Origin of the sequence: Treponema sp. OMZ 906 (assembly GCF_024181185.1) — a bacterium.
Classification (GTDB): Bacteria; Spirochaetota; Spirochaetia; order Treponematales; family Treponemataceae; genus Treponema.
Genome location: NZ_CP051196.1, coordinates 2,165,001 through 2,187,089, shown reverse-complemented (window position 1 = coordinate 2,187,089; position 22,089 = coordinate 2,165,001). Strand labels below are relative to the sequence as shown.

The following is a 22,089-nucleotide window of genomic DNA, read 5'->3' as shown; positions in this document are numbered from 1 at the left end:
CGGGTGTTAGATCAAATAAATTATTTAATAAGCATTCCAAAATATAATGAAAATAAATACACATCCCCATGCATTCTTTGTTATAGTTCTAATTATTGATAAAAAACTATTGTATAAAATAATAACAAGCATTGTTGATATAAAAATGATCCATAAATCAATATCCGACTTTTTCTTTAGTTCATTTTTTTCATTCATACTTTATAACTCCTGAATTGATAATTCGTACGATAGTACGTTCATCTAACAGAGCGGCGGATAAGCTGGGAGAAACGAGAAAGCCGCAATGAGATTTTACGCAGAGACAAGCTGTTTATATTCCATAATCGTAACTTCCTGTTCTGAAGAGACGCAATGCTCAGCACGATTATAAATATCTTGCGCAGTTTCTTCGCCAAAATAATATACAGTAATTATATACTCAGTGTCATTTTCTGAATTATATATTGATACTATAACATGTTTTTTAGTTATTTTCGTTTTAAATCAAAAATTATATTAAAATGATCAGGCTTGACTTGATTTTTCCGATTACTATTAAAACCAATCTGTATAGCCGATAGTTATTCCGATTGAAAAACTATTTTCGTTTTTTTCTAATCTTTTTGATATATCATCTTCTTTGATAGAATGATGTATGAGCATCAATGGATAATAATTTAAATTAAGTCCAATACTGAATCCAGATTTGAAAAAATATGTAATATTGCTTCCTATTCCTATATAGGCTTGTCCAATTGTGGTCTCTTTTTCTTTATTTGATGTTCCTCCAAGAAGAAAACCGAATGAAAGTCCCGGAGAAATTATAAAACCGTTGTTTTTTGTTAAAAGTAAAAGAAAGGAAGGTGCAAGCAAAGAACCAAATCCTAAACACAAGGTTTCTTTACTATGTGAAAAAATTATATTTCCATCAAAATGAACTCCAAGTTTTTTATTTTCTTTGAAAATATTGAATCCTAAATATAAACTAGGTTTTGGAATAATCAATCCAATTTCATCAATAACTGCTTTATCACAATTAAAACCTAAATCAATGTTTGCCCCAACTGTAATATAATTTTGTGATGACAAAGGAGAATAAAGAAACATAAAAAGTAACAGAGATATAAGACATCCTTTTTTCATTCTTCCTCCAACCTGCCCGAAGGGCAGTCAACATAACATTCACTTAACCTGCGGTGCAGCAAAGGCAATGTCAGATTGAAGCGGGTGTTAGGTGATATTCTTAAAATCTTTTATAAAAGTAAGAAATTTATATAAAGCATTAGAAATATCTTTATTAATTAAATCTAAATATTGTGTATCAATTATTTTTCTTGCAATTTCTTTATCAACTTCTTTACTTTTTGTTGAGCTTATTTTTAAGTTTTTAATAATATTCAAATAGTTATCTTTAGGTAATAATAACGATAAAGAACCTCTTAATAACTTTCCTAACAGCCACATAAAATTATCAAACTCATCAAATTTAATTTTTTCATTTTCACAGAAAGATATCAATTCATGTAAAAGATTATCATTTATAATTATAGCTTTTTCATAAAAATATTTCAGCACGTCATTTATATTTAATTTTACCAATGAATCTTCTATCGGAAAATTATGACCTGAAACAAAGTATAAATATTTTGATATTAATGAACGGGCTGCTCCAACTTTTTTTCCATATTTTCTTATTCCATATTCATTTTTCAATAATATGCTTATTTTTGAATCTTCACTATCTTTCTTATATTTTTCTATTTCCGTTAATAAATACTCATCTTTTCCAATTAAAAATATTTCATTTGATAAATCTGTTATACCAAATAATCTTCGTCCCATATTTGTTGAATACAAGGAATCTATTATTGTGAGTCTTATATTTACTGATTCTATAGAGAAGTTTTTTCTTGTCTCTTCAAATATTCTATCGATTACTTTTCTATAGAAAATATATTCTGTTTCATTTTGTAATATATCTATGGCTAATGTAATTAAACTTTTTAATTCATATTTATTTTTCATAATTTTCTCCAAAGCGGTGCCGTATAGGCACATTAAGCAAGTTTTATGACAAACCAAATGTCGGTTCTGAAAATAATGTTCGGTTTTATTTATAATCAGATAAAACTTTTTCTAAATCTTTTGTTCCATAAGTGACATGTATTACTGTTGCTACATTATTTTCAGCAACATAAAAAATCGAATAATTTCCGACATAAAAATAATGTACACCTTTAGAATACTAGAGTCCATCCGGATACGAGTGATGACTTTCTGCCATATAACTTAATTCATTCATTACCGAGTACAATCGATTTAAGACATTAAGAATATATCCGTAAATTCCGGCAATATCCTCTTTTGCCTGGTCAGATAAAACTATGCTATATTCCATTATGCAAATCTTCTCTTGATTTCAGAAAAAGCTTCATTCAACGGAGTTACACGCCCATTTTTCATTTCATCAAAACCTTTTTGCATTTTTGCTGAAAATTCTTCATCAGATTCTGACATACCTTCAACTTGAGACTGATTGTATTGATACAATAAATATGTTAAATATTTTGAGGCATCTTCAAGACATGACTCAGGAAGAGTTTTTACTTGTTCACAAACTGAATCGTATGACATATAAACCTCCACTCATGTTATTATATCATATCTTTATGAGAAAAGCATCTGCATATCATAGAAACGTTTCGCTTTCAATCTAAACTGTCAGCTGCACCTTTCTACCATATAAAAACGGTTCGAGTGTTTTTTTGCCGCCGAGGAGCATGATTAAGCGGTCAAAGCCCATCGCGACGCCCGAACATGGGGGCATACGGGCGCAGATCCCGCCGAAGTTCTCCGGTACGGGATGCGGAACCCGCGCCGTTGCGTTTTTAACCGCTGCTTCATCCGCAAAAGAGCGGTTGATCTCTCCCGCATCCCGCGCTTCGGTATAGCAGTTTGCGAGCTCTACTCCGCGCACATATACTTCCCACCGCTCTTTTGTCTTCCATATAAAACAGTGCCCGTCAGCGGCGGTATGCTGTTCCGACCGTTCCCGTGCAAGGCAGGGTACCCGTGCGGGATAGTCCAGCAGTGCAACCGGCATATCGAACGGAAGCTGCGGTTCGATGCAGTGCACCAAGAGCAGTTCGTATAAATCATCCCAGGCCCAGCTTTCATACTGCGCTCTGTCGCCGAGGCCGAGCCGTTCAGCATGGAAGGCAAGTTCCGGTGTTTCCGCTTCGGCAAGGGAAAAACCGGCGAATCGTTTAAAGGCTTCGTCCATAGTCAGCTGCAAAAACGGTTTGGAAAGTATCGCACCCAATTCGGGATCGGCAAGCGGCAGCCCCGCAACTGCCTGCGCCATAGTCTGTAGAAAAGTTTCGGTAAGCGTGACGGAATCGCGGTAATCCGCCTGCATGGTGTAGTATTCCAGCATGGTAAACTCAGGGTTGTGAATATGTCCGACGGATTCGCAGTTGCGGTAACATTTGGAAAGCTGAAACACCGATCGCCCGTGCGCGGCGATAACTGGTTTGATGAATACTTCCGGGGAGGGGACAAGAAAGAGCGGGACTGCCGCTTCTTCGCCGGTCTTAAAGGGTTTGAGGTATTCTGTGCGGAACACTTCGAGACAGCTTTCGGGGATGAGCGCCGGAGCAAGCGCCGGAGTGTCCAGCTCCAGATAGCCATGTGTAATAAAAAAATTCCGCGCAGCCTGTAAACAAGCCGCACGGAATTCGATAGCTTCTATGTCCACTGTTTATTCCCGAATGCTCAAGTGCAGTTCGGCAAGCTGCTTTTCATCAACCTCGCTGGGGCTTTCGTCCATGGGGCTGACGGCGAAGGTGTTTTTGGGGAAGGCGATTACTTCTTTAATCGAGGTTTCGCCTGCCATCAGCATCACGATGCGATCAAGACCGGGGGCAATACCTCCGTGGGGCGGCGCTCCGTATTTGAATGCTTCCGTTAAAAAGCCGAACTTCTTTTCCGCATCGGCGGGGTTAAAGCCGACGATGTTGAATATCCGTTTTTGCAGCTCCGGATTGTGGATTCTGATTGAGCCGGAAGCGACTTCGTAGCCATTGAGTACGAGGTCGTACAGGTCTCCCTTTACCTCGCCGGGGTTTTGCTCCAGCGTGTCGAGGTAGCGTTCCTGCGGCGCGGAGAACATGTGGTGAGCGGGATCCCATTTTTGCTCATCTTCATTCCATTCAAAGAGCGGGAAGTCGATAACCCACAAAAAGGCGAATACTTTTGGGTCAAGTAGATTTAAATCCTTACCGAGTTTGCTTCTGACAGCGCCGAGTGCGGTGCAGGCAGTTTTATATTTTGCATCGGCAACAAAGAGGAGGAGGTCGCCGTCCCCGGCATTCAGCTTTTTGCATATTTCAGCCTCGGCACCGGCACAGTATTTGGCAATACCGCCTTCAAATGCGCCGCCTGCAACTTTTGTCCATGCAAGCCCCTTTGCCTTGTAGATTTTTGCCGCAGCTTCAAGCTCTTCAATCTTTTTGCGGCTGTAGTTTTGTGCCTGTCCTTTCACTACAAGCGCCTTGACAGCTCCTCCGGCGGCGACCGCATCTTTGAACACGGCAAATTCGGTGCATTCAGCCAGCCATGCGGCATCCTGCATCTTCATCTCAAAGCGAATATCGGGTTTGTCGGTGCCGTACAGGTCGATGGCATCATCATAGCTGATTCGCGGGAAGGATTGCGCCAAGTCCGCACCGATCGTCTTTTTGAATACCGTGCGGAACATATTTTCGGTAACATCGAGCACGTCATCACGGGAAACAAAGCTCATTTCAATATCGATCTGGGTGAATTCAGGCTGGCGGTCGCCGCGTGCGTCTTCATCACGGTAGCAGCGGGCAATCTGAAAATAGCGGTCAAAGCCGGAGACCATCAGTATCTGCTTGTACAGCTGCGGGGACTGCGGCAGCGCATAGAACTTGCCCGGATAGAGGCGGGAGGGTACCAAATAGTCGCGTGCGCCCTCCGGCGTCGATTTAATAAAGGTCGGCGTTTCAATTTCCAAGAAGTTTTTCGCTGTGAGGTACTCCCGCACGGCGAACGTAACCTTTGAGCGCAGTATCAGGTGATCCTGCATAGTCTGGGAACGCAGGTCGAGGTAGCGGTACTTGAGCCGGAGGTCTTCGTTGGCGTTGGTTTTTTCGTCAATCTGGAAGGGCAGCACGGCGCTTTTCGACAGCACGACAATGCGCTGCGCCTTCACTTCGATATGTCCGGTTGTCATTTCCGTGTTGACCATGGAATCGGGACGCTCCCGCACTGTGCCTTCAACGGCAATACAATATTCCATCTTCAAACCGGCTGCGATTTCCTTTAGTTCAGCGCTTGCATCGTCATCGACAACCACCTGTGTCAGCCCATAGCGGTCGCGTAAGTTTATAAAAGAGATACCGCCGTGGTCGCGCTTGCGGTGCACCCATCCGTTTAATACTACTGTTTTACCGGCGTCGCTTTTTTGCAGCTCTCCGCAGGTAACTGTACGTTTCATTTCTATCATAATGGAATAAGTATAGTTGAAACGGAGTGTTTATGCAATTCGTGTTCTGATTCATGCTGGACAGAGAAGAGAGAGTAATCCCCTCAACTTGCAAATAGGTGGAGCAGATGCTAGGAGCGTGCAAAAAACACCCGCAGGCGTACTTGTTGTACGTCGAGGACTGTTTTTTGCAAAGCGACAACGCAGATGCCCGCATATTTGCAAGTTACGCAGACCACTGTTCCGATTCTCTCTGCAACCTATACATCTCACGGTAAATACCGTCTTTTTCCATCAGCTCGGCGTGGGTACCGGTTTCGGCAATGGTACCTTTGTTGAGCACGATAATCTTATCGGCATTTTCTACGGTACGGAGGCGGTGAGCGATGACGATGACTGTCTTACCTTTTATAAGCGTACCGATGGCATGCTGGATAAGCGTTTCGTTTTCAGGGTCGAGGGCGGCGGTTGCTTCGTCCAAGAGGATGATCGGTGCGTCCTTGAGGAGAGCGCGGGCGATGGAAAGCCGCTGGCGTTCTCCGCCGGAAAGGGTATAGCCGTTTTCGCCGATTTCCGTGTCGTAGCCCTGCGGCAGTTTTTCGATAAACGATTCACACTGCGCGGCTTTTGCGGCGGCGAGCACCTGCTCTTTTGTCGCATTCCGGTTGCCGATTAAAATATTGTTGTACACCGTGTCGTTAAAGAGCACGACATCTTGGAATACAATCGAAAATGCGCCCAGCAGAGTTTCCGGTTCTACCGTAGAAACATCGACGCCGCCGATGCTGACTGTACCCGATGACGCATCCCAAAAGCGCGCAGCCAATCGCGCAATGGTGGATTTTCCGCAACCGGAGTGTCCCACGAGAGCCGTAATTTCGCCCTGCTTTGCAGTAAAGCTGATTCCGCTTACCGTGTTTTCTCCAGTATCGTTTGCGGCACCGCCTGCATTATGTGAATTACCGGCAGCGCTTCCACCGATGTCAGTCGCACCTTTGCCGCTCGGTTCATTATACGAAAACGACACATTATCGTAACAGATATCATACCCATTCGGCTTAAAAGTTTCGCTTCCCGTTTGCTTGGGATAATTGACAATCGCCTGCTTCCGCTCAACTGCAATCAGTGTATAAAAGAATTCGGCAAGCAGCATAAACACTGTCGTCAACGGATCGAAGATACGACATGAGACCAGTAAAAAAACGATATAGGTCAACAGTTCGATTTGCCCCTGCGACAGCAAGTACGCTCCGTAAGAAATGACGAGCGGAAAGCCGAACCGGATCAACGCAGCCACACCGAACATAAGCGCTCCGATCGCAGCTTCCGATTTGAGCGCAACGCTCGTCGTTTCGGTAATATCGTCTTTGAGCTTTTGCACATACAAAGCTTTTTTATCGGAAGATTTCAACACCTTGATATTGTCTATCATCTGCTGCAGCGAATCGTATATCCCATCCTTCCGTACGATGACGCTTTTCATCTTTTTTTCCGACAGCTTCCGGCAGCCGACAACAATAAAAAATCCTGCAAAGGCGCAAACAAACAACGCAATAGTCATCCGCCAATCCAAAAACGCTAAAAGAGCCGCCGCAATTAAAATCGAAATAATACCGCCGAACATTTCCGGTACGACATTAGAAAACGCTTGTTCAATCGTTGTAACATCGTTTAAAAGCGTCGAGGTTAAATACGATAAATCTTGCCTGCCGAAATACGACAGCGGAAGCTTCCGAAGCGACTCTGCAAGCGAAATACGTACATTCGCCGCTTCTTCATACGCGCCGTTATACGTTCTGCCGTACTTTAATTTCTCAAGGATAAACAGCACGGCAATAAACGCCGCTCCGGCTGCTACCACCGCCCATACATTCGGGGCTTGAAAACCTTGCTGCATAATACGCGCCAAAAAATACTGCAGCACATACAGCGAAAGTCCTAGCGGCACCATCACAAATAAATTGATAATAACCCCGAGCGTAATCGACAAGCGTAAATTCCGCGTCCCCGCATCGGATAACGCAAAAAATCTTTGTAACATAATTTCTCCATATTGTAGGGGAAGACCTTTCTTTTTTTTCGATAAAAAGAAAGGTCTTCCCCTACGACCCCTTCTAATCAGAACCGCAACGGATGGCGGTGGTTTCATACAGGAACGAGATTTGCGTTTGATGCAAACCCGACCTCAAAGTTAGATATTCAATTCCATTTCAATACATTCCCATACGCCATCCGGCATCATATAGGTTATAACTTTTCCTGTTGGTTGGAAACCGGCGATTTCATAACAATGCCGAGCGCGTTCATTATTCGTAAACACTCTCAATGTTATTTTTGAAGCATGCAAAACGTTTTTTGCATATTCTATTGCAAGTGCTACCATTTCCTTTCCGTTTCCCTTTCCTCTGCTCTCAGGCGAAAGTATAATAAACCCAAATCGGACGAGTGTTTTATCGTCTTTATTTGGGTACCGGATAAACAAATGACCGAGCACGGTGTGTTCGTCAACGGCGCAAAGAGGGATGATAGACTGTATACCGTTCATCGAATCATAGTATTCATTTAACTCATTGCCGTTTAACGGAAACCGCCCTATTCTGTCGGCAGACCATTGATAAAGCTGCTTTGTATCCTTAATCCAACTGCAAATGATTTTGGAATCTTGCACCTCATATTTTCTTAATATCATGAACACCTCGATAATATTTTTATAAACCGGTTACCAATACCATCTTATTTAATTATCAATTATCAATTATTTACCCTTTCCGCGCTGTTACACACAGATACCTTTTTGCAAAAAGCGAGTCGGTTTGTATACCGGTAAAACCTGTCGAAGTCAGCAGTGCACTCAACTGTTCACCGGTATAGATTTTCATACCGCTGATTCTTTTCGGCCATTTTTCATCGCCTTTATGAAGCCCGTCTACTTCGTTGCAGATAAAAAAGTGCGCTCCTTTTTTGAGCACGCGGAACACTTCTTTAAACGCTGTTTCTATTTCCGGCCAAAAATAAACCGTTTCAAATGCCGTCGCAATATCGAATGAATCGTTTTCAAAGGGCATAGAAGAAACGCTTGCTTGCAGTATACGGCAGGTTCCCCGTTCGATATACGCCTTATTGCATTTCGTCGATTGCGCAACACAGACATCGGAATAATCAATACCGGTTACCTCTTCGCAGCCGCGCTCAAGCAATCGTTTGACATTTGCGCCTCCGCCGCATCCGATATCAAGACCGCTGCCTAAAATTTTTCCATCCAAATGCGAAAAGCCCCATTCCGCCATGCGCGTATGTCCTGAATTCATTCCCGCGACAATCAGCTTACCGATAAAGCCCGCAGGCTTCCTAAAATTATCTCCTAAACTCATTTCTGTCTCCTTTTATGTACTGTGATATTATTTTGGGCGTTCCGGTTTAGTTTTGCTTAAGCAAAACTAAACCGTCGGGCTTTGCGGGGTTCCGCTATCGCTCCATTCCTACGGAACAGCTGCGCTGCCCCTTCAATCCCTAACGCTTATTACCAATGTGTAATGTCTATCAGGTAATTAAGAAACTGCTCTCCTCATTACCCATTACCTATACTTTCCATTCGATGCCTTTTTGGAAATTGTCCCACATACTTGCGTACAAACCCTTCCGCGCAAGCAGTTCCTTATGTGTGCCTTCTTCTGCGATTTTGCCTTCTTCTATAACACAGATTTTATCTGCGTTTACGACTGAGGAAAGGCGGTGTGCAATCATGATGACGGTTTTGTCTTTGAGCAGTACGTCGAAGGTCTTTTTGATTTTGTATTCGTTTTCGGCATCGGCAAAGGCGGTTGCTTCATCCAGTACGATGATGGGGGCATCCTGCAACAGGGCGCGGGCGATGGCGAGCCTCTGGGCTTCTCCTCCTGAGACGTATGTGCCCTTGGTGCCGTACACCGTGTCGATACCGGCGGGGAGTTTTTCGATAATGTCCATACACTCGGCTTTGCGGAGTGCTTCCATTACCTCTTCGCGGCTTGCATCTTTTTTGCCGTAGCGGATATTTTCTAAAATGCTTTCCTTAAAAAGCTTATTCTCTTGGAACACAAAGCCGACAGTGTGCAGCAGGTCTTGTGTTTTTATATCGCGGATGTCAATACCGCCGATGCTGATACTTCCTGCATCAACTTCCCAAAAGCGGCCGAGCAAATTTACCAGGGTTGTTTTGCCGCCCCCTGAAGGACCGACCAGAGCAGTGAGCGAATGTTCGGGAATGCTGAGTGTGATGCCGTTTATCGCGGTTCGGCTCTGAGGAGATGGGGCTGCTCTGCCGGTGTTTCCTCCGTCTGTTTCCGGTGCGGTTTTTGCAGAGGCGGCAGCCGGTTCCGTCTTATATGAAAATATCACGTTGTTAAATGCTATATCATATTTTTTAGGCAGTATGGATGTTTCCGGTTCTTTGGTCAGCGGTGCTTGCAAAATATCTTCGATACGGTTGAGCGCATCGTTTGAGCGCTGATAAAACGTGTTTGCATACATAACTTTCATCAGCATTGTGTAGGTAACCGGTGCGAAAGCAAGGTAAAACACAAAGCTGTAAAAAAAGTGCGGGTCAAGCGTTGCTGTCCCAGCCATCAATAACGCTGCCGGAAGTAAAAAGACAAACCCGAGTTTGATAAGCGATAAAAAAATCGCATAGCCGTTTTCCCACGACATCGAATATTGGAGAACGAATTCTTTATAGTGCATAATAGAGGTGTAAAAGTTTTTGAAATAGTAAACAGACTGATTAAAAGTTTTGATAACCGAAATACCGCGTACATATTCGGTACCCGCGTTGTTCATCTGCTCAAGCGCGTCTTCATACTTTTGCATAAAGCCCGAGTTGGTGCTAATCCGCATTAAAACAGCTTGCAGAACAAACGCAAGCACAAGCGGTAAAAGAGAAATCAGTCCGAGCCGCCAGTCGAATACCAATGTAAGCGCGAGTATCGCAAAAGGAGAGACCATGTTTTGTGCGGTGTCAGGCATATTATGAGCAATGAGCGTTTCAAGTTGATTAATGTTTTTTTCAAACACCTTGCGTACCTTGCCGCTGACATGCGTAATATGCCAGCCAATGGGCAGGTCTGCCAGTGTTTCCGCCATCCGTATCGAAAGGTTTTGCTGAATGGTAAATGCCGTCGCGTGTGAAAGCATGAGCGCCGCGTAATACAGCACAAAGCCCGCCGCCGCAGCACCGACCGCCCACAGCCCGTAGCGTGTAAGAGCTGCTGCATTCACCGCTTCTTTTGCCGCAACTGCGGAAATCACATCGCGCATTACAAAGAACACCATAATGTACGGCACAAAACTGACGAGTGCGCTTAAAGCGGAAAGCACCAGCGACAGCGATAAAAATTTCTTGCTGTTGCCCGCATAGCTTAACAGTCGTTTAATGGCTTGCTGTTTTGCCGGATTTCGTTCCTGCTGCTGCGGTGTCTTTTCTCCCCGTGCCGGATTTTCCTCTGTAGTATTTGCCGGGGATTGCCGGTCCTTTGTAGCGTTTTTCCCCAGCGACCTTTTTGTATCATTCATAGAGAATAATCCTCCATATCAAATAATCGACGGTGTCGTCAGCTATTTAGTATAGAAAATATATGCAAACAGGAATAGATTGTCAACAATATCTAACAAAGATACTTGTAGACAACAACCGCTTCTTTAAGTGCTTCATATAAGCCGTTTTAATTAAACATTATTTTCGTCTTTTCCATGGAAGAAAGCGATTAACCCGTTTGCAATACGCTGCGTATTCATCGCCGAAACGTTCGGAAAGCCATTGTTCTTCCGTCAATTTCATAAACACGGTAAGGTATACCCAAAAGAGTGGCGGTAAAATCAATACATACCAATTTCGGCAAAATAGCAGTACTCCGGTACAGATAAATAAAAAAGCGGAATAAATGGGATTTCGTACAAGGGCATATACGCCGCCGGTTGCAAGCTGATTTGCTTTTATCGTAATATCGATACGGGAACCGAATACTGCAGCGCACCACAGTGCGATGCCGCCACCAATACACAGTATTCCGGCAATGACAAAAACGATTGCAATGATTGCACTACGCACGTTTCCGCTTGTCAGTAGATCGAATTTTACCGCGGTAATACCTGCGGCAGTGAACGCAATCATAATTGCAATACATACAGGACCGATACCCATTACAGGGAGATGTTCTTGTTCATTTGTTTTCATAGGGGACGAGTCCTTTTGCTGCGGATGGTGCCGATCAGATGCTGTAAGCTTAACAGCGGATGTCGGAATAACATACGCGGGCCGCTGTAACGCATAACCGCGCGGATTTGCCGGCGCATTTCCGGTTTGTAGCAATGTATGGGGCAAACGTTACAAAACGGTTTTTTCTGCTTCTCGCTGCGATACCGGCATTGTTCAATCCGTTTGTGCGTATATGCTTTTAATGCCTCGGTGTCCGGCACCGCTGCATCAATATTCTCTGCATCGACCTGTGAAGAATGAGAGTGGTGCGCCGCCGCATACAAGTCGATCATCGAATCAACTAAACGTACTTCATCTTCTACGGTCATGGTATGTATACCGGCAATGCTTCAGAATAACGGACGCGGGCGCATTCTACGGAAGAGGGGCTACGCTGCCGGTGCCACTGATATCTGGGATAACATTGGCGGGGTTGCCTTTATAAAGAACACTGCCACTCCCACTGATATCGGCTGTTAAAGAGTCTGTAACCCATATTTCGGCAGAGCCTGAGCCGGAAATGGAAATATTCGCCTCCTTGGTTTTCAAGCCGGTAGTTCTAATCTCGCCGGAACCGGAAATGTCTACCTTAAACGTTTGGGCTTCCCCTATCGCTTTAAAATCACCCGAACCGGATATTTCCAAGGCTAAGTTTTTTACCTTAATGTTGTTTGCGGTAATATTGCCTGATCCTGAAATAGCAATCGACATTGCTTTTCCTGACATATTATTAAATAAGTTAATCTCCCCGGTAATCGAATCGGAAGTTGTTAACCGCTCTAAAATCGGCATCTTAATTGAAGCTTTGCAGTGGGCGTTGCTTATAGCGTACCCTTTTTTGAAGCCGATATGGAGGTTATGATTACCATCGACTCGTATATCTAAATAGTCAAAAAGATTTCTATCGGCATCTACGGTAACGGAAAATGTTACGTTCTGTGTTATCTCGACAGTCCAGTCGCCGCTGACGGAAACGGTCTTAAAATCATTCAGTGGAAAGTTCTGTTGTGTTATGTTCCCGTTCCCGCGAATAGGGATGAGCGACCCCGGGCAGCCGCCGGTGGCAAACAAAAGCAATACGATAACGGTAATGTATACGATACTGGTTATATTGTTTTTTGTCCTGTTCATCACAACCCCTCAATTGATAAAATTTGTGGTTTTTAGCATACTTTAAGGCTGTAAATATGTCAATGTATCATCCAAGGCTGTCATCCGAAGAAAATTCAATACTTGACATATCCTTCTTTTTTATGTTATAAACCCGCGATTCAAATTGAGAGAGGCAATAATGACAAAGCGCTTACGGCAACACCAGTATAATCCTTGTGTACCATTCGGAGGTATAATCCGCAGGGGTTCACCCTTTCAACTGCCGGTAAGCATTATTACCGTAACAAAAAAGGATACTGTTTTCTAAATGAAGACAGTATCCTTTTTTTTTTGCTTGAGGAGTGTAAAATAAAAGCCGTACAAATAGCACGGCTTTTATTCGTGCGGAGGATTTAATACCCCGACGCTTGCGTCGTAATAAAGGGTATTAAAGCCGACTGCAACCACCTTATGAGAACAACATACACCGATGCTCTGCGTCGGGGTTGTTGATTTACTCAAGTTTGCCAAGCGCAAACTTGTATATCTTATGCACGTTCTCACTTCGTTGCGAACGCGCGTAAAAAGTCAATCGAAAGTTGATACTTTCTTCTTGACTTTTTATGGGAGGTTCTATGATAAACGGGAAGAAGGATATCATTTCAATGAATGATTTCACCGCAGAAGAAATTCTGCTCATTTTGAAAAAGGCGGAAGCAATAGAAAAAATGTCCGATGAGGAAAAACTTTCGCTGATGCACGGCAAGATTGTCGCAACCATGTTTTATGAACCGAGCACGCGGACAAAACTGTCATTTGAGTCGGCTGCGATGCGGCTCGGTGCAAATATCCTCTATTTCGATACGGAACATTCATCGGTTAAAAAAGGGGAGTCCTTTTCGGACACCATACGTATGGTGGAATCCTATTCGGACATCATTGTTATTCGCCATCCGATGGACGGAGCGGCGCGCCTTGCTGCTTCCGTTTCGCATAAGCCGGTGTTAAACGGCGGTGATGGATCAAACCAGCACCCGAGCCAAACGCTGCTCGATTTGTATACCATTATGAAAGAAAAAGGCACTTTGGAAAATCTCCATATTGCTTTTACCGGCGATTTAAAATACGGGCGTACTGTTCATTCGTTGGCTAAAGCCCTCAAGCATTTTCATCCGGTTATCTACTTTGTTTCTCCGTCAAACCTTGCCATGCCGCAATATCTGCTTGACGATTTGGATGATGCAGGGGTTACCTACTATACAGAAGAAAACTTTACCGGCTGTTTGGATAAACTCGATGTATTTTATATGACCCGCATTCAGCGCGAACGCTTCCCCGATCCGGAAGAATACGAAAAGGTGAAAGGCGTTTATATCATCAATAGGGGCAACATAGAAGGGAAGTGCAAAGACGATATGATTATCCTGCATCCGCTGCCGCGTGTGAATGAAATCGATGTGGATTTGGACACTACAAAATATGCGCGTTATTTTGAACAAGCGCGGAACGGCATCCCGATTAGACAGGCAATGATGATGCTCTCCCTAGAACGGTAGTAGGGAATGAAGTGTATTAAAGTCAGAAGGAGTTGAATGATGGAATTACAGATAACTGCATTGGAAAACGGAATAGTGATTGACCATATACCGCCTGAGCGTACCTTTGCGATCGTCAAAATGTTGAAATTAAAAGAGTATACCGACATGGTAACCGTCGGTTTTAATTTGCATAGCAAGGCGCACAATAAAAAAGGTCTGATTAAGATTGCCGATAAAACATTGACCAAATCGGAGCTGGCAAAAATTTCGCTGTTGGCGCCTCATGCGACGGTGAACATTATTAAAGACAGTAAGGTTGTACAGAAAATACCGCTTGAATTGCCAGATGAAATTGAAGCGTTTATACACTGCGAAAATTTTAAATGTATTTCAAATAATGAAGCGGTACCGTCGCGGTTTATAAAGGTACATTCGCATGGACAGGACTGCTACAAGTGTTTTTATTGTGAACGGGTTATTCCAGTCGCCGACATTAAGCTTAATTTAAATTAGCGGAGAAGCGGTATGGAACACCGGTGCGGAAAAAAGTATTTTGAAAAAACCGAAATTGTTTCCCATGAATATGCGGGAGCCGATTGTTACTGTCTTACCGTCCGATTGCCGCGGATGATGGAAGGTTTCGATCTTCCCCGTGCGGGACAGTTTTACATGATCAGTTTGCACGATAAATCCCATATTTTACCCCGCCCCATCAGTCTGCATTCATTTGATGAGAAACAGGGAATCTTGAGCTTTGTATACCGTCCGACAGGTGCCGGCACACACGAATTAACGCAGTACCGTGCCGGTGAAAGCCTTGCTATTCAAGGCCCCTTGGGGAACGGCTTTATGGTTCCTTCCGCCGGTTCCTGTCATATTATCGCGGGAGGCGGTATAGGACTTGCGCCGCTGCCTCAACTGATACGGGCGATTCGGAGCAGGCAGCCGGAAGCGCGCATTATTTTTTTTGCAGGAGGACGCAATCGGCATATTCAAGAACTTATCGATTTTTTTGCCCTGCCTGCGGATATTGAACTCATCCTTTGTACCGATGACGGCAGCCTCGGTATTCACGGGTTTGTGCCGGACGTACTTTCAGCGTATATTGAAAAACACCGCAGTAGCGGGGCTTCCTCTGCGGACATCGCGATGATCTATGCCTGCGGGCCAACTGCAATGCTGAATAAAATACGTGCGTTTTCGCAGTCGGCGCAGTTACCCTGTCAGCTTTCCCTTGAGCGCAGGATGGCTTGCGGTGTGCGCGCCTGTATGGGATGTTCCATTCAAACGGCTGCGGGGGTTAAAAAAGTATGTGCCGACGGTCCTGTTTTCGATGCGCTTTTATTCCCGCACGAATTGCCGTAACAATGAGAGAATGAGCCGTGAAAATGAGAGAGAATGATATGAGCAAACTTACACTTGATTTTTTAGGTTTACATTTAGCGAACCCGTTGATGACGGCGAGCGGCTGCTTCGGCTACGGTACCGACTATGCGGATTTCTTTGATCCGAATATACTCGGTGCGGCGGTACTGAAGGGGTTAACGCTTGAGCCGCGGGACGGTAATGCAGGTGTGCGGATTGCAGAAACGCCGTCCGGTATGCTCAACTGCGTCGGCTTGGAAAATGTCGGCTATGATGAGTTTGTGCGGCGGGTATTGCCGGAAATCCTTCCGCAGCTGCACATCCCGTTGATTATTAATATTAACGGCAAAACCGCAGAAGAATATGCGGAACTTGCCGCCCGGCTGAACGGCATCGCGGAAGTCGCGGCCGTAGAGCTCAATATTTCCTGCCCGAATGTAAAGCACGGAGGGATGGCTTTCGGTACCGATCCGGCGCAAACGGAGCGGGTGGTCTCACTGATACGGGCGGCAAGCCGGAAACCGCTCATCGTGAAGCTGTCGCCGAACGTTACCGACATTACGGTTTTTGCCCGCATCGCGGAGGCCCAAGGCGCGGATGCCTTGTCGCTGATTAACACGGTTTCCGGTATGGCAATCGACATCACTACGCAAAAGCCTCTGCTCGGTAATATTTTCGGCGGACTGTCCGGCCCGGCGGTAAAACCCATCGCGGTCAGGATGGTCTATCAGGTGTCGCAGATTACGTCGCTGCCGATTGTCGGGATGGGCGGTATACGGACTGCGGAGGATGCAATCGAATTTATACTTGCAGGCGCTTCGGCAGTTGCGGTTGGGTGCGGTCTTTTTAACAATCCTTGCGCTGCGGTAGAAATACTTGACGGTCTTGAACGGTATTGTGAAAGGCATCAAACTGCCGTTACGGATTTGGTTGGCCGCAGCCATCCCGACGGAGGAGCTGCATACCGCAGCAAACTCAAACATCGCAGTACTGTTCGCAATACCGTTCAATAAGAGGAGAGTAGGGGAGTCTCGAAAGCAAACAGCTTTGAGATACCCTCATCCCGGAGGAGTTTTACAATATGGAAAAAACACAATGCGGAACCATCAGCAGCGCTGTCCGCGAAAAATTGATTGTTGCGTTGGACTATGACACACTCGACCAAGCAGCCGCCCTCGTGGAGCAGCTCGGCGATAGTGTTACGGTGTATAAGGCAGGGCTCGAAATTTTCTTACGGACAAAGGGAGCCATTGTCGATTACTTGCACGGAAAAAACAAAAAAGTGTTTTTGGATTTAAAGTTTCACGATATTACCAACACGGTTGTACAGGCCTGCCTTTTTGCAGCGGAGCAAAATGTGTTCATGTTCAATGTGCATTGCTCTAACAGCGAAAAAACCATGCGGGCAGTCGCCGAGATGCTCAAAGAAAAAGGCTCTCAGAGCATTTGCATCGGCGTAACGGTCTTAACCAATTTAAACGCACAAGACTTACAGCAATTCTACGGAGCTGCCGTCGATGTCGAAACAACCGTCGAAGCGATGGCGGCCGCTGTCAGCAATGCCGGTTTACAGGGTATTGTCTGTTCCGCTCAAGAAGCTGGCGCTATTAAACAGCGTTTCGGCAAGAATTTTATTACCGTATGTCCGGGAGTCCGCCCAGCCTTTACCCAAAGCGGCTCGTATGCTCAAAACCGCAAAGAAGATCAGGCGCGGGTGATGACTGCCTACGAAGCGGTAAAAAACGGAGCCGATTATTTGGTGGTCGGCCGCCCGATTACCCAGCATCCCGATCCCGTTCAGGCGGTGCACGCGGTTTTGGAGGAAATTAGAAAGGCAACGGAGGACTAAACGGTGCTCATACTCAAAAACGGGAAAACCGTCCGCAACGAAATTATCGACCTTGTAATCAACGGCGATATAATAGATGACATCATCATCAAACAGGGGCTGTCCGCTCAGCGCTGCATAAAAGAGGTGGATGCCGTACAGGATTCGCAGGAAATTGACTTGGAAGGTCGCGTCGGGGTTGTTGACTTGGAAGGCCGCCTCGTTATGCCGGGTATTATCGACCTGCATACCCACATGAGAGATCCGGGTCTTACTCATAAAGAAGATTTTTATACCGGCTCGCGTGCCTGTGCGAAAGGCGGCATAACGACCTTTTTTGATATGCCGAATACGCAACCGCCGACGGTAACGGCTCAGGCTCTTACGGAAAAAATTGCACAGGCGGCGCGGGTTTCAGCCGTTAATTTCGGCTTTCACTTCGGCGCCTCAAAAAATAATAATATTGATGAAATCCGGCGCGTTATCGGCAGCGGTCAGGCGCGCAGCACGAAGGTGTTTATGAATGTGAGTACCGGTCTTATGCTGATTGAAGACACCGCTCTGCTGGCTGAAATTTTTAAGGTCGGCGGCTTGGTCTTTGTGCATGCCGAAGCGGAGATGATCGACAAAGCGATTGAGCTGAATGCCCGCTATGGGAACGGTCTGTATATTTGCCATATTTCTTCCGAAGAAGAGATGCGGACGGTCATCAAGGCGAAGCAAAATCCTGCATTACATAACCGGCAGCATCCCATTTATGCGGAAGTAACGCCTCATCATCTTTTTTTACACACCGGTATGCGCGAAGCGAGCGCCGAAGCCGATATGCTGTTGCGGATGAAGCCCGAACTGAAAGCGCAATCCGATACTGCATTTTTGATGCAGGCCGTCCGGGACGGCTATGTCGATACCATCGGCACCGATCACGCGCCTCATACGCTGGATGAGAAACTGGCACAGCTGACTTTCGGCATCCCCGGCGCCGAAACCTCGCTGGCGCTGATGCTTACTGCGGCGGCGAAAGGAAATATCACGCTGCCGCTGCTTCAAAAGCTGATGAGTGAAAATCCTGCTGCAATACTCGGCTTAACGCACAAGGGGGGACTTGCAAAAGGCGCCGATGCCGATATTACCGTTGCCGACACCGCGGTACACTGGCAGCTCGGCCGAAAGGACATAGTATCGAAATGCGGATGGTCTCCTTTTGAGGGCTGGAACTTTATCGGTAAAAATTATATGACTATTGTAAACGGCAAGATAGTCTACCGCGACGGCCGTTTTGCCGCCGACTTACGGGAACGTCCCGCCGGACATTTCGTATTTCAGGCATAGGGAGGATGGAATACTGTGTGTAATTCGATTTGTCGTGACAAAAAAGAAATAGAAATTGCGGTTGCCCGCACGCTCTTTGAGGTAAAAGCCGTCAAGATTAACGTTGCAGAGCCCTTTACCTTTGCTTCGGGGATACGCAGCCCTATCTATTGCGATAATCGCTCTCTTTTAGGTTGGCCTCAGCAGCGCACCCTCATTACGGAGGCCTTTACACAATTAATTCCTGCCGATACCGATGTGATTGCAGGCGTTGCTACGGCGGGGGTTCCGTGGGCTGCCTTCATTGCAAATGCCTTGAATAAACCGCTTGCTTACGTGCGTTCCGCGCCGAAAGATCACGGAACGGGCAGCACAATAGAAGGGGCGGCCGTTGCAGGTAAGAAGATAGCGCTTATCGAAGATTTAATCTCGACAGGAAAGAGCAGCATCGGCGCGGTGAAGTCCTTACGTGCAGCCGGAGCCGCCGAGGTGAGTTTAAAAGCGATTTTTTCATATCAATTTGCGCAGGCTGATACCAACTTTAAAAACGAAAACTGTCCCTTTGAAGCGCTTTCCCGTTTTTCGGTTTTAATTGAGCTCTTGCAAAAAGAAAAGTATTTAAGCCCCGAAGAAGCCGCTATCGCGCTTGAATGGAACAAGGAACCCGAAACTTGGTTTGACCGTGTACGGCGCGGGTAAGGGGAAGGAACCGTTTCTTTCGTATTGAGGTGTGTCATTACTGTCGCCGCATGGTGATGCCGGTAGGAATAAGTGTGTTAATTGGCTTGTCTTAGTATCGAAGCGGTGTACAAGTCTCTACTTTTTACACCGTATAGCTTGTAGATGATGTTTCTCCTCCGCAACCTGTCCAGTTTGTATGGAAAAATGTACCCGGAGCTTTATCGGTGCGTTCATACGTGTGCGCACCGAAGTAGTCGCGCTGCGCTTGTAAAAGATTTGCCGGAAGATGGGTACAGCGTATACCGTCGAACCATGCCAGCGCTGCGGAAAGCGCCGGAACAGGAACTCCATTGAGAACAGCGAACGTTACCGCTTGCCGCAGTGCAAGCTGCGTACGGCATAAAACTCCGCTAAAATAGGGATCGGCAATTAAATTCTGTAAATCTTTATTGCGGATGTAGGCCTCGCTGATTTTCTCCAAAAACACCGATCGAATAATGCAGCCTCCGCGCCAGAGAAGTGCAAGTTCTCCGAGATCGATTCCCCAGCTGTGATGCTCATCCGCTGTTTTAATCAACTCGAATCCTTGTGCATAGGAAATAATCTTAGCAGCGTAAAGCGCATCATGCAAAATGCGTAAGACTTCATTGCCGGTGGCAGATGTGTCGGACTGTTCGGCAACAGATATTCCTGCTGCATCCGGTGCCTTTGTTTGTATACCGGAGAATACTTCCGACGTTTCCGTCCGCTGTGTCCGTTGACTGCTTAAACAGCGGGCATATACCGACTCGGTAATCAACGTGAGGGGAACACTCTCGGATAAGGCCGTCATACCTGCCCACTTACCTGTTCCCTTTTGTGCGGCTGTATCTGCAATTTTGTCGATTAAATAGGATCCGTCCGTATCGTGGTAGTTGAGGATATTCGCAGTGATTTCTATCAGATACGAACAGAGTTCTCCTTTATCCCAATCGGAGAAAACCGTGCTCATCACTTCGTTAGGCATTTTGAGCACTTTGCGCATAATGTCGTATATTTCGCAGATAAGCTGCATATCACCGTATTCAATCCCGTTATGCACCATTTTAACAAAATGCCCTGCACCGCCTGTTCCAATCCAATTACAACAGGGGCTCGTATCTATGTGTGCGGCAATGGTTTGCAGCAGCGGTTGTACAAGCGGCCATGCGGCTGCGCTTCCGCCGGGCATAAGAGACGGCCCGTTCAGAGCACCTTCTTCTCCGCCGGAAACTCCCATCCCAATATACAAGATTCCTTTTGCTTCAACCTGTTTTATACGCCGCTCCGTATCGGCAAAGTTGGAATTACCGCCGTCAATAATAACATCGCCTTCATCTAAAATCGGCAGTAGACTTTGAATTACCTGATCGACAGGCTCACCGGCCTTTATCATCATCAAGATTTTTCGGGGACGTTCAAGAGAAGCGGCCAATTCCGACAGACTGTGTGCAGGAATAAACCGCTTTCCCGCACCCTTTGAACCGGCAAATTCATCCGGCCGTTCAGGGCGAATATCAAACACCGCAACAGTGTAACCTTTGCTTTCCATATTTAATGCAAGATTTTCTCCCATAACGGCAAGGCCGATAATACCGATAGATGCTTTCATATTCTTCTCCCTGCAATTGCTCTGCGCATTTTTGCTAAGTTCTGTAAGCCGGTTTCTTTCAGCCTATTCATGACCTCAACGTAGAGCACATTAATGAGCGTACCCACCGCCAAACTGTCCGAAAACGATTCCGAAATAACCGAATTGAGTACGGGACTCACCGTCAGCAATATATCCGCACAATGCGCAAGCGGTGAGTTGTCATAACTGGTTATGACAACGATCGGGCATTTATGTGTTTTCAACTCCTCTGCCAACGCAACAATATCATAATTTCTTCCCGAATGGCTAAACAGCAATGCCACATCCTCAGCGCATGCCTGTGAAGCGAGCATGAGCTGCATGTGAAATTCATCAGTGTACATACATGCAAGCCCCGTCCGTAACAGCTTATGATAAGCATCGCGGGCGTTTACATTTGAACCGCCGAATCCGAACAGCAGCAAATGTCGGGCAGTTGTCATAAGCTCCGCTGCTTTTATGACGGCTTTTTTATCGAGGAGTTTCCGGCTGGATTCGAGCGCCTGTATGGTATGTTTAAAGATACGGTCGATAACATCTTCTTCCTGCTCATCTCCGTCAACCGCTATTTCAAAAATATGCGCATTATCGGCAGCACTTTCGCGGGCAAGCGCAATACGGAATTTCTGATAGCCTTGATAACCGAGCTTTTTAACAAACCGTACCAGTGTCGCCTCGCTGATACCGATTTGTGCTGCCAGCTCGGTGATACTTGGATCAACAGTAGCCCCTTTGTGCTCGATAATAAAATCTGCAATGAGCCGTTCTTTTTCACTGAGTGATCCATACTGGTTTTTAATAGTATAAAGAACACTTACTGTTGTTTCGCTTTCTGTATTCATCTTATTGACCATCTCTCTTATTAGTATATCTTGAAAATTTTTTTTATGCAAGGAATATTTT

The 22,089-nt window shown here is 45.6% G+C and carries 22 protein-coding genes; 7 read left to right on the top strand and 15 right to left on the bottom strand.

Annotation, left to right across the window (positions count from 1 at the left end; translation table 11 throughout):
* Window positions 1–24: 24 nt before the first annotated feature.
* The 13 genes from E4N69_RS09840 to E4N69_RS09780 form a co-directional block, all read right to left on the bottom strand.
* Window positions 25–198: a hypothetical protein gene (locus E4N69_RS09840; protein ID WP_253714242.1), complete on the bottom strand. Its 174-nt coding sequence runs from the start codon at window positions 196–198 to the stop codon at window positions 25–27.
* Window positions 199–537: 339 nt separating this feature from the next.
* Window positions 538–1,125, bottom strand: coding sequence for a hypothetical protein (locus E4N69_RS09835; RefSeq protein WP_253823707.1), 588 nt, complete (start codon window positions 1,123–1,125; stop codon window positions 538–540).
* Window positions 1,126–1,212: 87 nt separating this feature from the next.
* The gene (locus E4N69_RS09830; protein WP_253823706.1) at window positions 1,213–2,007 is read right to left on the bottom strand and encodes a hypothetical protein; all 795 of its coding nucleotides are present in this window, start codon (window positions 2,005–2,007) and stop codon (window positions 1,213–1,215) included.
* 372 nt (window positions 2,008–2,379) lie between these two features.
* Window positions 2,380–2,616 (bottom strand): hypothetical protein, encoded by a 237-nt coding sequence (locus E4N69_RS09825; protein ID WP_253823705.1) that lies wholly within the window; start codon window positions 2,614–2,616, stop codon window positions 2,380–2,382.
* Window positions 2,617–2,695: 79 nt separating this feature from the next.
* A complete protein-coding gene (locus E4N69_RS09820) occupies window positions 2,696–3,739 on the bottom strand; it encodes an amino acid--tRNA ligase-related protein (protein WP_253823704.1) in 1,044 nt (347 codons plus the stop codon).
* Between the two features lie 3 nt (window positions 3,740–3,742).
* The gene (aspS, locus tag E4N69_RS09815; protein ID WP_253823703.1) at window positions 3,743–5,503 is read right to left on the bottom strand and encodes an aspartate--tRNA ligase; all 1,761 of its coding nucleotides are present in this window, start codon (window positions 5,501–5,503) and stop codon (window positions 3,743–3,745) included.
* Between the two features lie 214 nt (window positions 5,504–5,717).
* Window positions 5,718–7,532, bottom strand: a complete 1,815-nt coding sequence (locus E4N69_RS09810; RefSeq protein WP_253823702.1) for an ABC transporter ATP-binding protein — start codon at window positions 7,530–7,532, stop codon at window positions 5,718–5,720.
* A 150-nt stretch (window positions 7,533–7,682) separates the two neighbouring features.
* Window positions 7,683–8,180: a GNAT family N-acetyltransferase gene (locus E4N69_RS09805; protein WP_253823701.1), complete on the bottom strand. Its 498-nt coding sequence runs from the start codon at window positions 8,178–8,180 to the stop codon at window positions 7,683–7,685.
* 70 nt (window positions 8,181–8,250) lie between these two features.
* Window positions 8,251–8,862: a class I SAM-dependent methyltransferase gene (locus E4N69_RS09800; RefSeq protein WP_253823700.1), complete on the bottom strand. Its 612-nt coding sequence runs from the start codon at window positions 8,860–8,862 to the stop codon at window positions 8,251–8,253.
* 208 nt (window positions 8,863–9,070) lie between these two features.
* Complete coding sequence (locus E4N69_RS09795; protein ID WP_253823699.1) at window positions 9,071–11,038, bottom strand: ABC transporter ATP-binding protein; 1,968 nt, start codon at window positions 11,036–11,038, stop codon at window positions 9,071–9,073.
* 160 nt (window positions 11,039–11,198) lie between these two features.
* Entirely contained in the window at window positions 11,199–11,699 is a 501-nt protein-coding gene (locus tag E4N69_RS09790; protein ID WP_253823698.1) for a methyltransferase family protein, read from the bottom strand.
* On the bottom strand, window positions 11,696–12,049 hold the full coding sequence (locus E4N69_RS09785; RefSeq protein WP_253823697.1) for a nitrous oxide-stimulated promoter family protein: 354 nt from the start codon (window positions 12,047–12,049) through the stop codon (window positions 11,696–11,698). The genes E4N69_RS09790 and E4N69_RS09785 overlap by 4 nt, the downstream gene beginning before the upstream one ends.
* Before the next feature lie 46 nt (window positions 12,050–12,095).
* A complete protein-coding gene (locus tag E4N69_RS09780; RefSeq protein WP_253823696.1) occupies window positions 12,096–12,851 on the bottom strand; it encodes a head GIN domain-containing protein in 756 nt (251 codons plus the stop codon).
* A 596-nt stretch (window positions 12,852–13,447) separates the two neighbouring features.
* On the opposite strand from E4N69_RS09780, the gene pyrB reads away from it, so the two are divergent.
* The 7 genes from pyrB to pyrE all read left to right on the top strand — a co-directional run bounded on the left by pyrB (window position 13,448) and on the right by pyrE (window position 19,553).
* Window positions 13,448–14,368, top strand: coding sequence for an aspartate carbamoyltransferase (gene pyrB, locus E4N69_RS09775; RefSeq protein WP_253823695.1), 921 nt, complete (start codon window positions 13,448–13,450; stop codon window positions 14,366–14,368).
* A gap of 39 nt (window positions 14,369–14,407) precedes the next feature.
* Window positions 14,408–14,863, top strand: a complete 456-nt coding sequence (locus E4N69_RS09770) for an aspartate carbamoyltransferase regulatory subunit (RefSeq protein ID WP_253823694.1) — start codon at window positions 14,408–14,410, stop codon at window positions 14,861–14,863.
* A gap of 12 nt (window positions 14,864–14,875) precedes the next feature.
* Entirely contained in the window at window positions 14,876–15,715 is an 840-nt protein-coding gene (locus tag E4N69_RS09765; protein ID WP_253823693.1) for a dihydroorotate dehydrogenase electron transfer subunit, read from the top strand.
* A 38-nt stretch (window positions 15,716–15,753) separates the two neighbouring features.
* Entirely contained in the window at window positions 15,754–16,728 is a 975-nt protein-coding gene (locus tag E4N69_RS09760) for a dihydroorotate dehydrogenase (RefSeq protein ID WP_253823692.1), read from the top strand.
* Window positions 16,729–16,796: 68 nt separating this feature from the next.
* A complete protein-coding gene (gene pyrF, locus E4N69_RS09755) occupies window positions 16,797–17,564 on the top strand; it encodes an orotidine-5'-phosphate decarboxylase (RefSeq protein WP_253823691.1) in 768 nt (255 codons plus the stop codon).
* 3 nt (window positions 17,565–17,567) lie between these two features.
* Window positions 17,568–18,875: an amidohydrolase family protein gene (locus E4N69_RS09750; protein ID WP_253823690.1), complete on the top strand. Its 1,308-nt coding sequence runs from the start codon at window positions 17,568–17,570 to the stop codon at window positions 18,873–18,875.
* 15 nt (window positions 18,876–18,890) lie between these two features.
* Window positions 18,891–19,553: an orotate phosphoribosyltransferase gene (gene pyrE / locus E4N69_RS09745; protein WP_253823689.1), complete on the top strand. Its 663-nt coding sequence runs from the start codon at window positions 18,891–18,893 to the stop codon at window positions 19,551–19,553.
* A 124-nt stretch (window positions 19,554–19,677) separates the two neighbouring features.
* On the opposite strand, the gene gnd is transcribed toward pyrE, so the two are convergent.
* Together gnd and E4N69_RS09735 are read right to left on the bottom strand one after the other, a co-directional pair.
* On the bottom strand, window positions 19,678–21,165 hold the full coding sequence (gene gnd, locus E4N69_RS09740) for a decarboxylating NADP(+)-dependent phosphogluconate dehydrogenase (protein WP_253714224.1): 1,488 nt from the start codon (window positions 21,163–21,165) through the stop codon (window positions 19,678–19,680).
* Window positions 21,162–22,028 carry a MurR/RpiR family transcriptional regulator gene (locus E4N69_RS09735; protein ID WP_162664117.1) on the bottom strand — a complete coding sequence of 289 codons (867 nt, stop codon included), beginning with the start codon at window positions 22,026–22,028 and terminating at the stop codon, window positions 21,162–21,164. Before E4N69_RS09735 ends, gnd begins: the two co-directional genes overlap by 4 nt.
* Window positions 22,029–22,089: the final 61 nt, after the last annotated feature.

Coding starts and splice junctions, on each gene's coding strand:
- E4N69_RS09795 (WP_253823699.1), bottom strand. CDS start 11,038: ATGAATGATACAAAAAGGTCGCTGGGGAAAAACGCTACAAAGGACCGG.
- pyrF (WP_253823691.1), top strand. CDS start 16,797: ATGGAAAAAACACAATGCGGAACCATCAGCAGCGCTGTCCGCGAAAAA.
- E4N69_RS09825 (WP_253823705.1), bottom strand. CDS start 2,616: ATGTCATACGATTCAGTTTGTGAACAAGTAAAAACTCTTCCTGAGTCA.
- E4N69_RS09780 (WP_253823696.1), bottom strand. CDS start 12,851: ATGAACAGGACAAAAAACAATATAACCAGTATCGTATACATTACCGTT.
- E4N69_RS09790 (WP_253823698.1), bottom strand. CDS start 11,699: ATGAAAACAAATGAACAAGAACATCTCCCTGTAATGGGTATCGGTCCT.
- E4N69_RS09800 (WP_253823700.1), bottom strand. CDS start 8,862: ATGAGTTTAGGAGATAATTTTAGGAAGCCTGCGGGCTTTATCGGTAAG.
- E4N69_RS09805 (WP_253823701.1), bottom strand. CDS start 8,180: ATGATATTAAGAAAATATGAGGTGCAAGATTCCAAAATCATTTGCAGT.
- pyrB (WP_253823695.1), top strand. CDS start 13,448: ATGATAAACGGGAAGAAGGATATCATTTCAATGAATGATTTCACCGCA.
- E4N69_RS09735 (WP_162664117.1), bottom strand. CDS start 22,028: ATGAATACAGAAAGCGAAACAACAGTAAGTGTTCTTTATACTATTAAA.
- gnd (WP_253714224.1), bottom strand. CDS start 21,165: ATGAAAGCATCTATCGGTATTATCGGCCTTGCCGTTATGGGAGAAAAT.
- E4N69_RS09760 (WP_253823692.1), top strand. CDS start 15,754: ATGAGCAAACTTACACTTGATTTTTTAGGTTTACATTTAGCGAACCCG.
- E4N69_RS09770 (WP_253823694.1), top strand. CDS start 14,408: ATGGAATTACAGATAACTGCATTGGAAAACGGAATAGTGATTGACCAT.
- E4N69_RS09810 (WP_253823702.1), bottom strand. CDS start 7,532: ATGTTACAAAGATTTTTTGCGTTATCCGATGCGGGGACGCGGAATTTA.
- E4N69_RS09830 (WP_253823706.1), bottom strand. CDS start 2,007: ATGAAAAATAAATATGAATTAAAAAGTTTAATTACATTAGCCATAGAT.
- aspS (WP_253823703.1), bottom strand. CDS start 5,503: ATGAAACGTACAGTTACCTGCGGAGAGCTGCAAAAAAGCGACGCCGGT.
- E4N69_RS09835 (WP_253823707.1), bottom strand. CDS start 1,125: ATGAAAAAAGGATGTCTTATATCTCTGTTACTTTTTATGTTTCTTTAT.
- E4N69_RS09840 (WP_253714242.1), bottom strand. CDS start 198: ATGAATGAAAAAAATGAACTAAAGAAAAAGTCGGATATTGATTTATGG.
- E4N69_RS09765 (WP_253823693.1), top strand. CDS start 14,876: ATGGAACACCGGTGCGGAAAAAAGTATTTTGAAAAAACCGAAATTGTT.
- E4N69_RS09785 (WP_253823697.1), bottom strand. CDS start 12,049: ATGACCGTAGAAGATGAAGTACGTTTAGTTGATTCGATGATCGACTTG.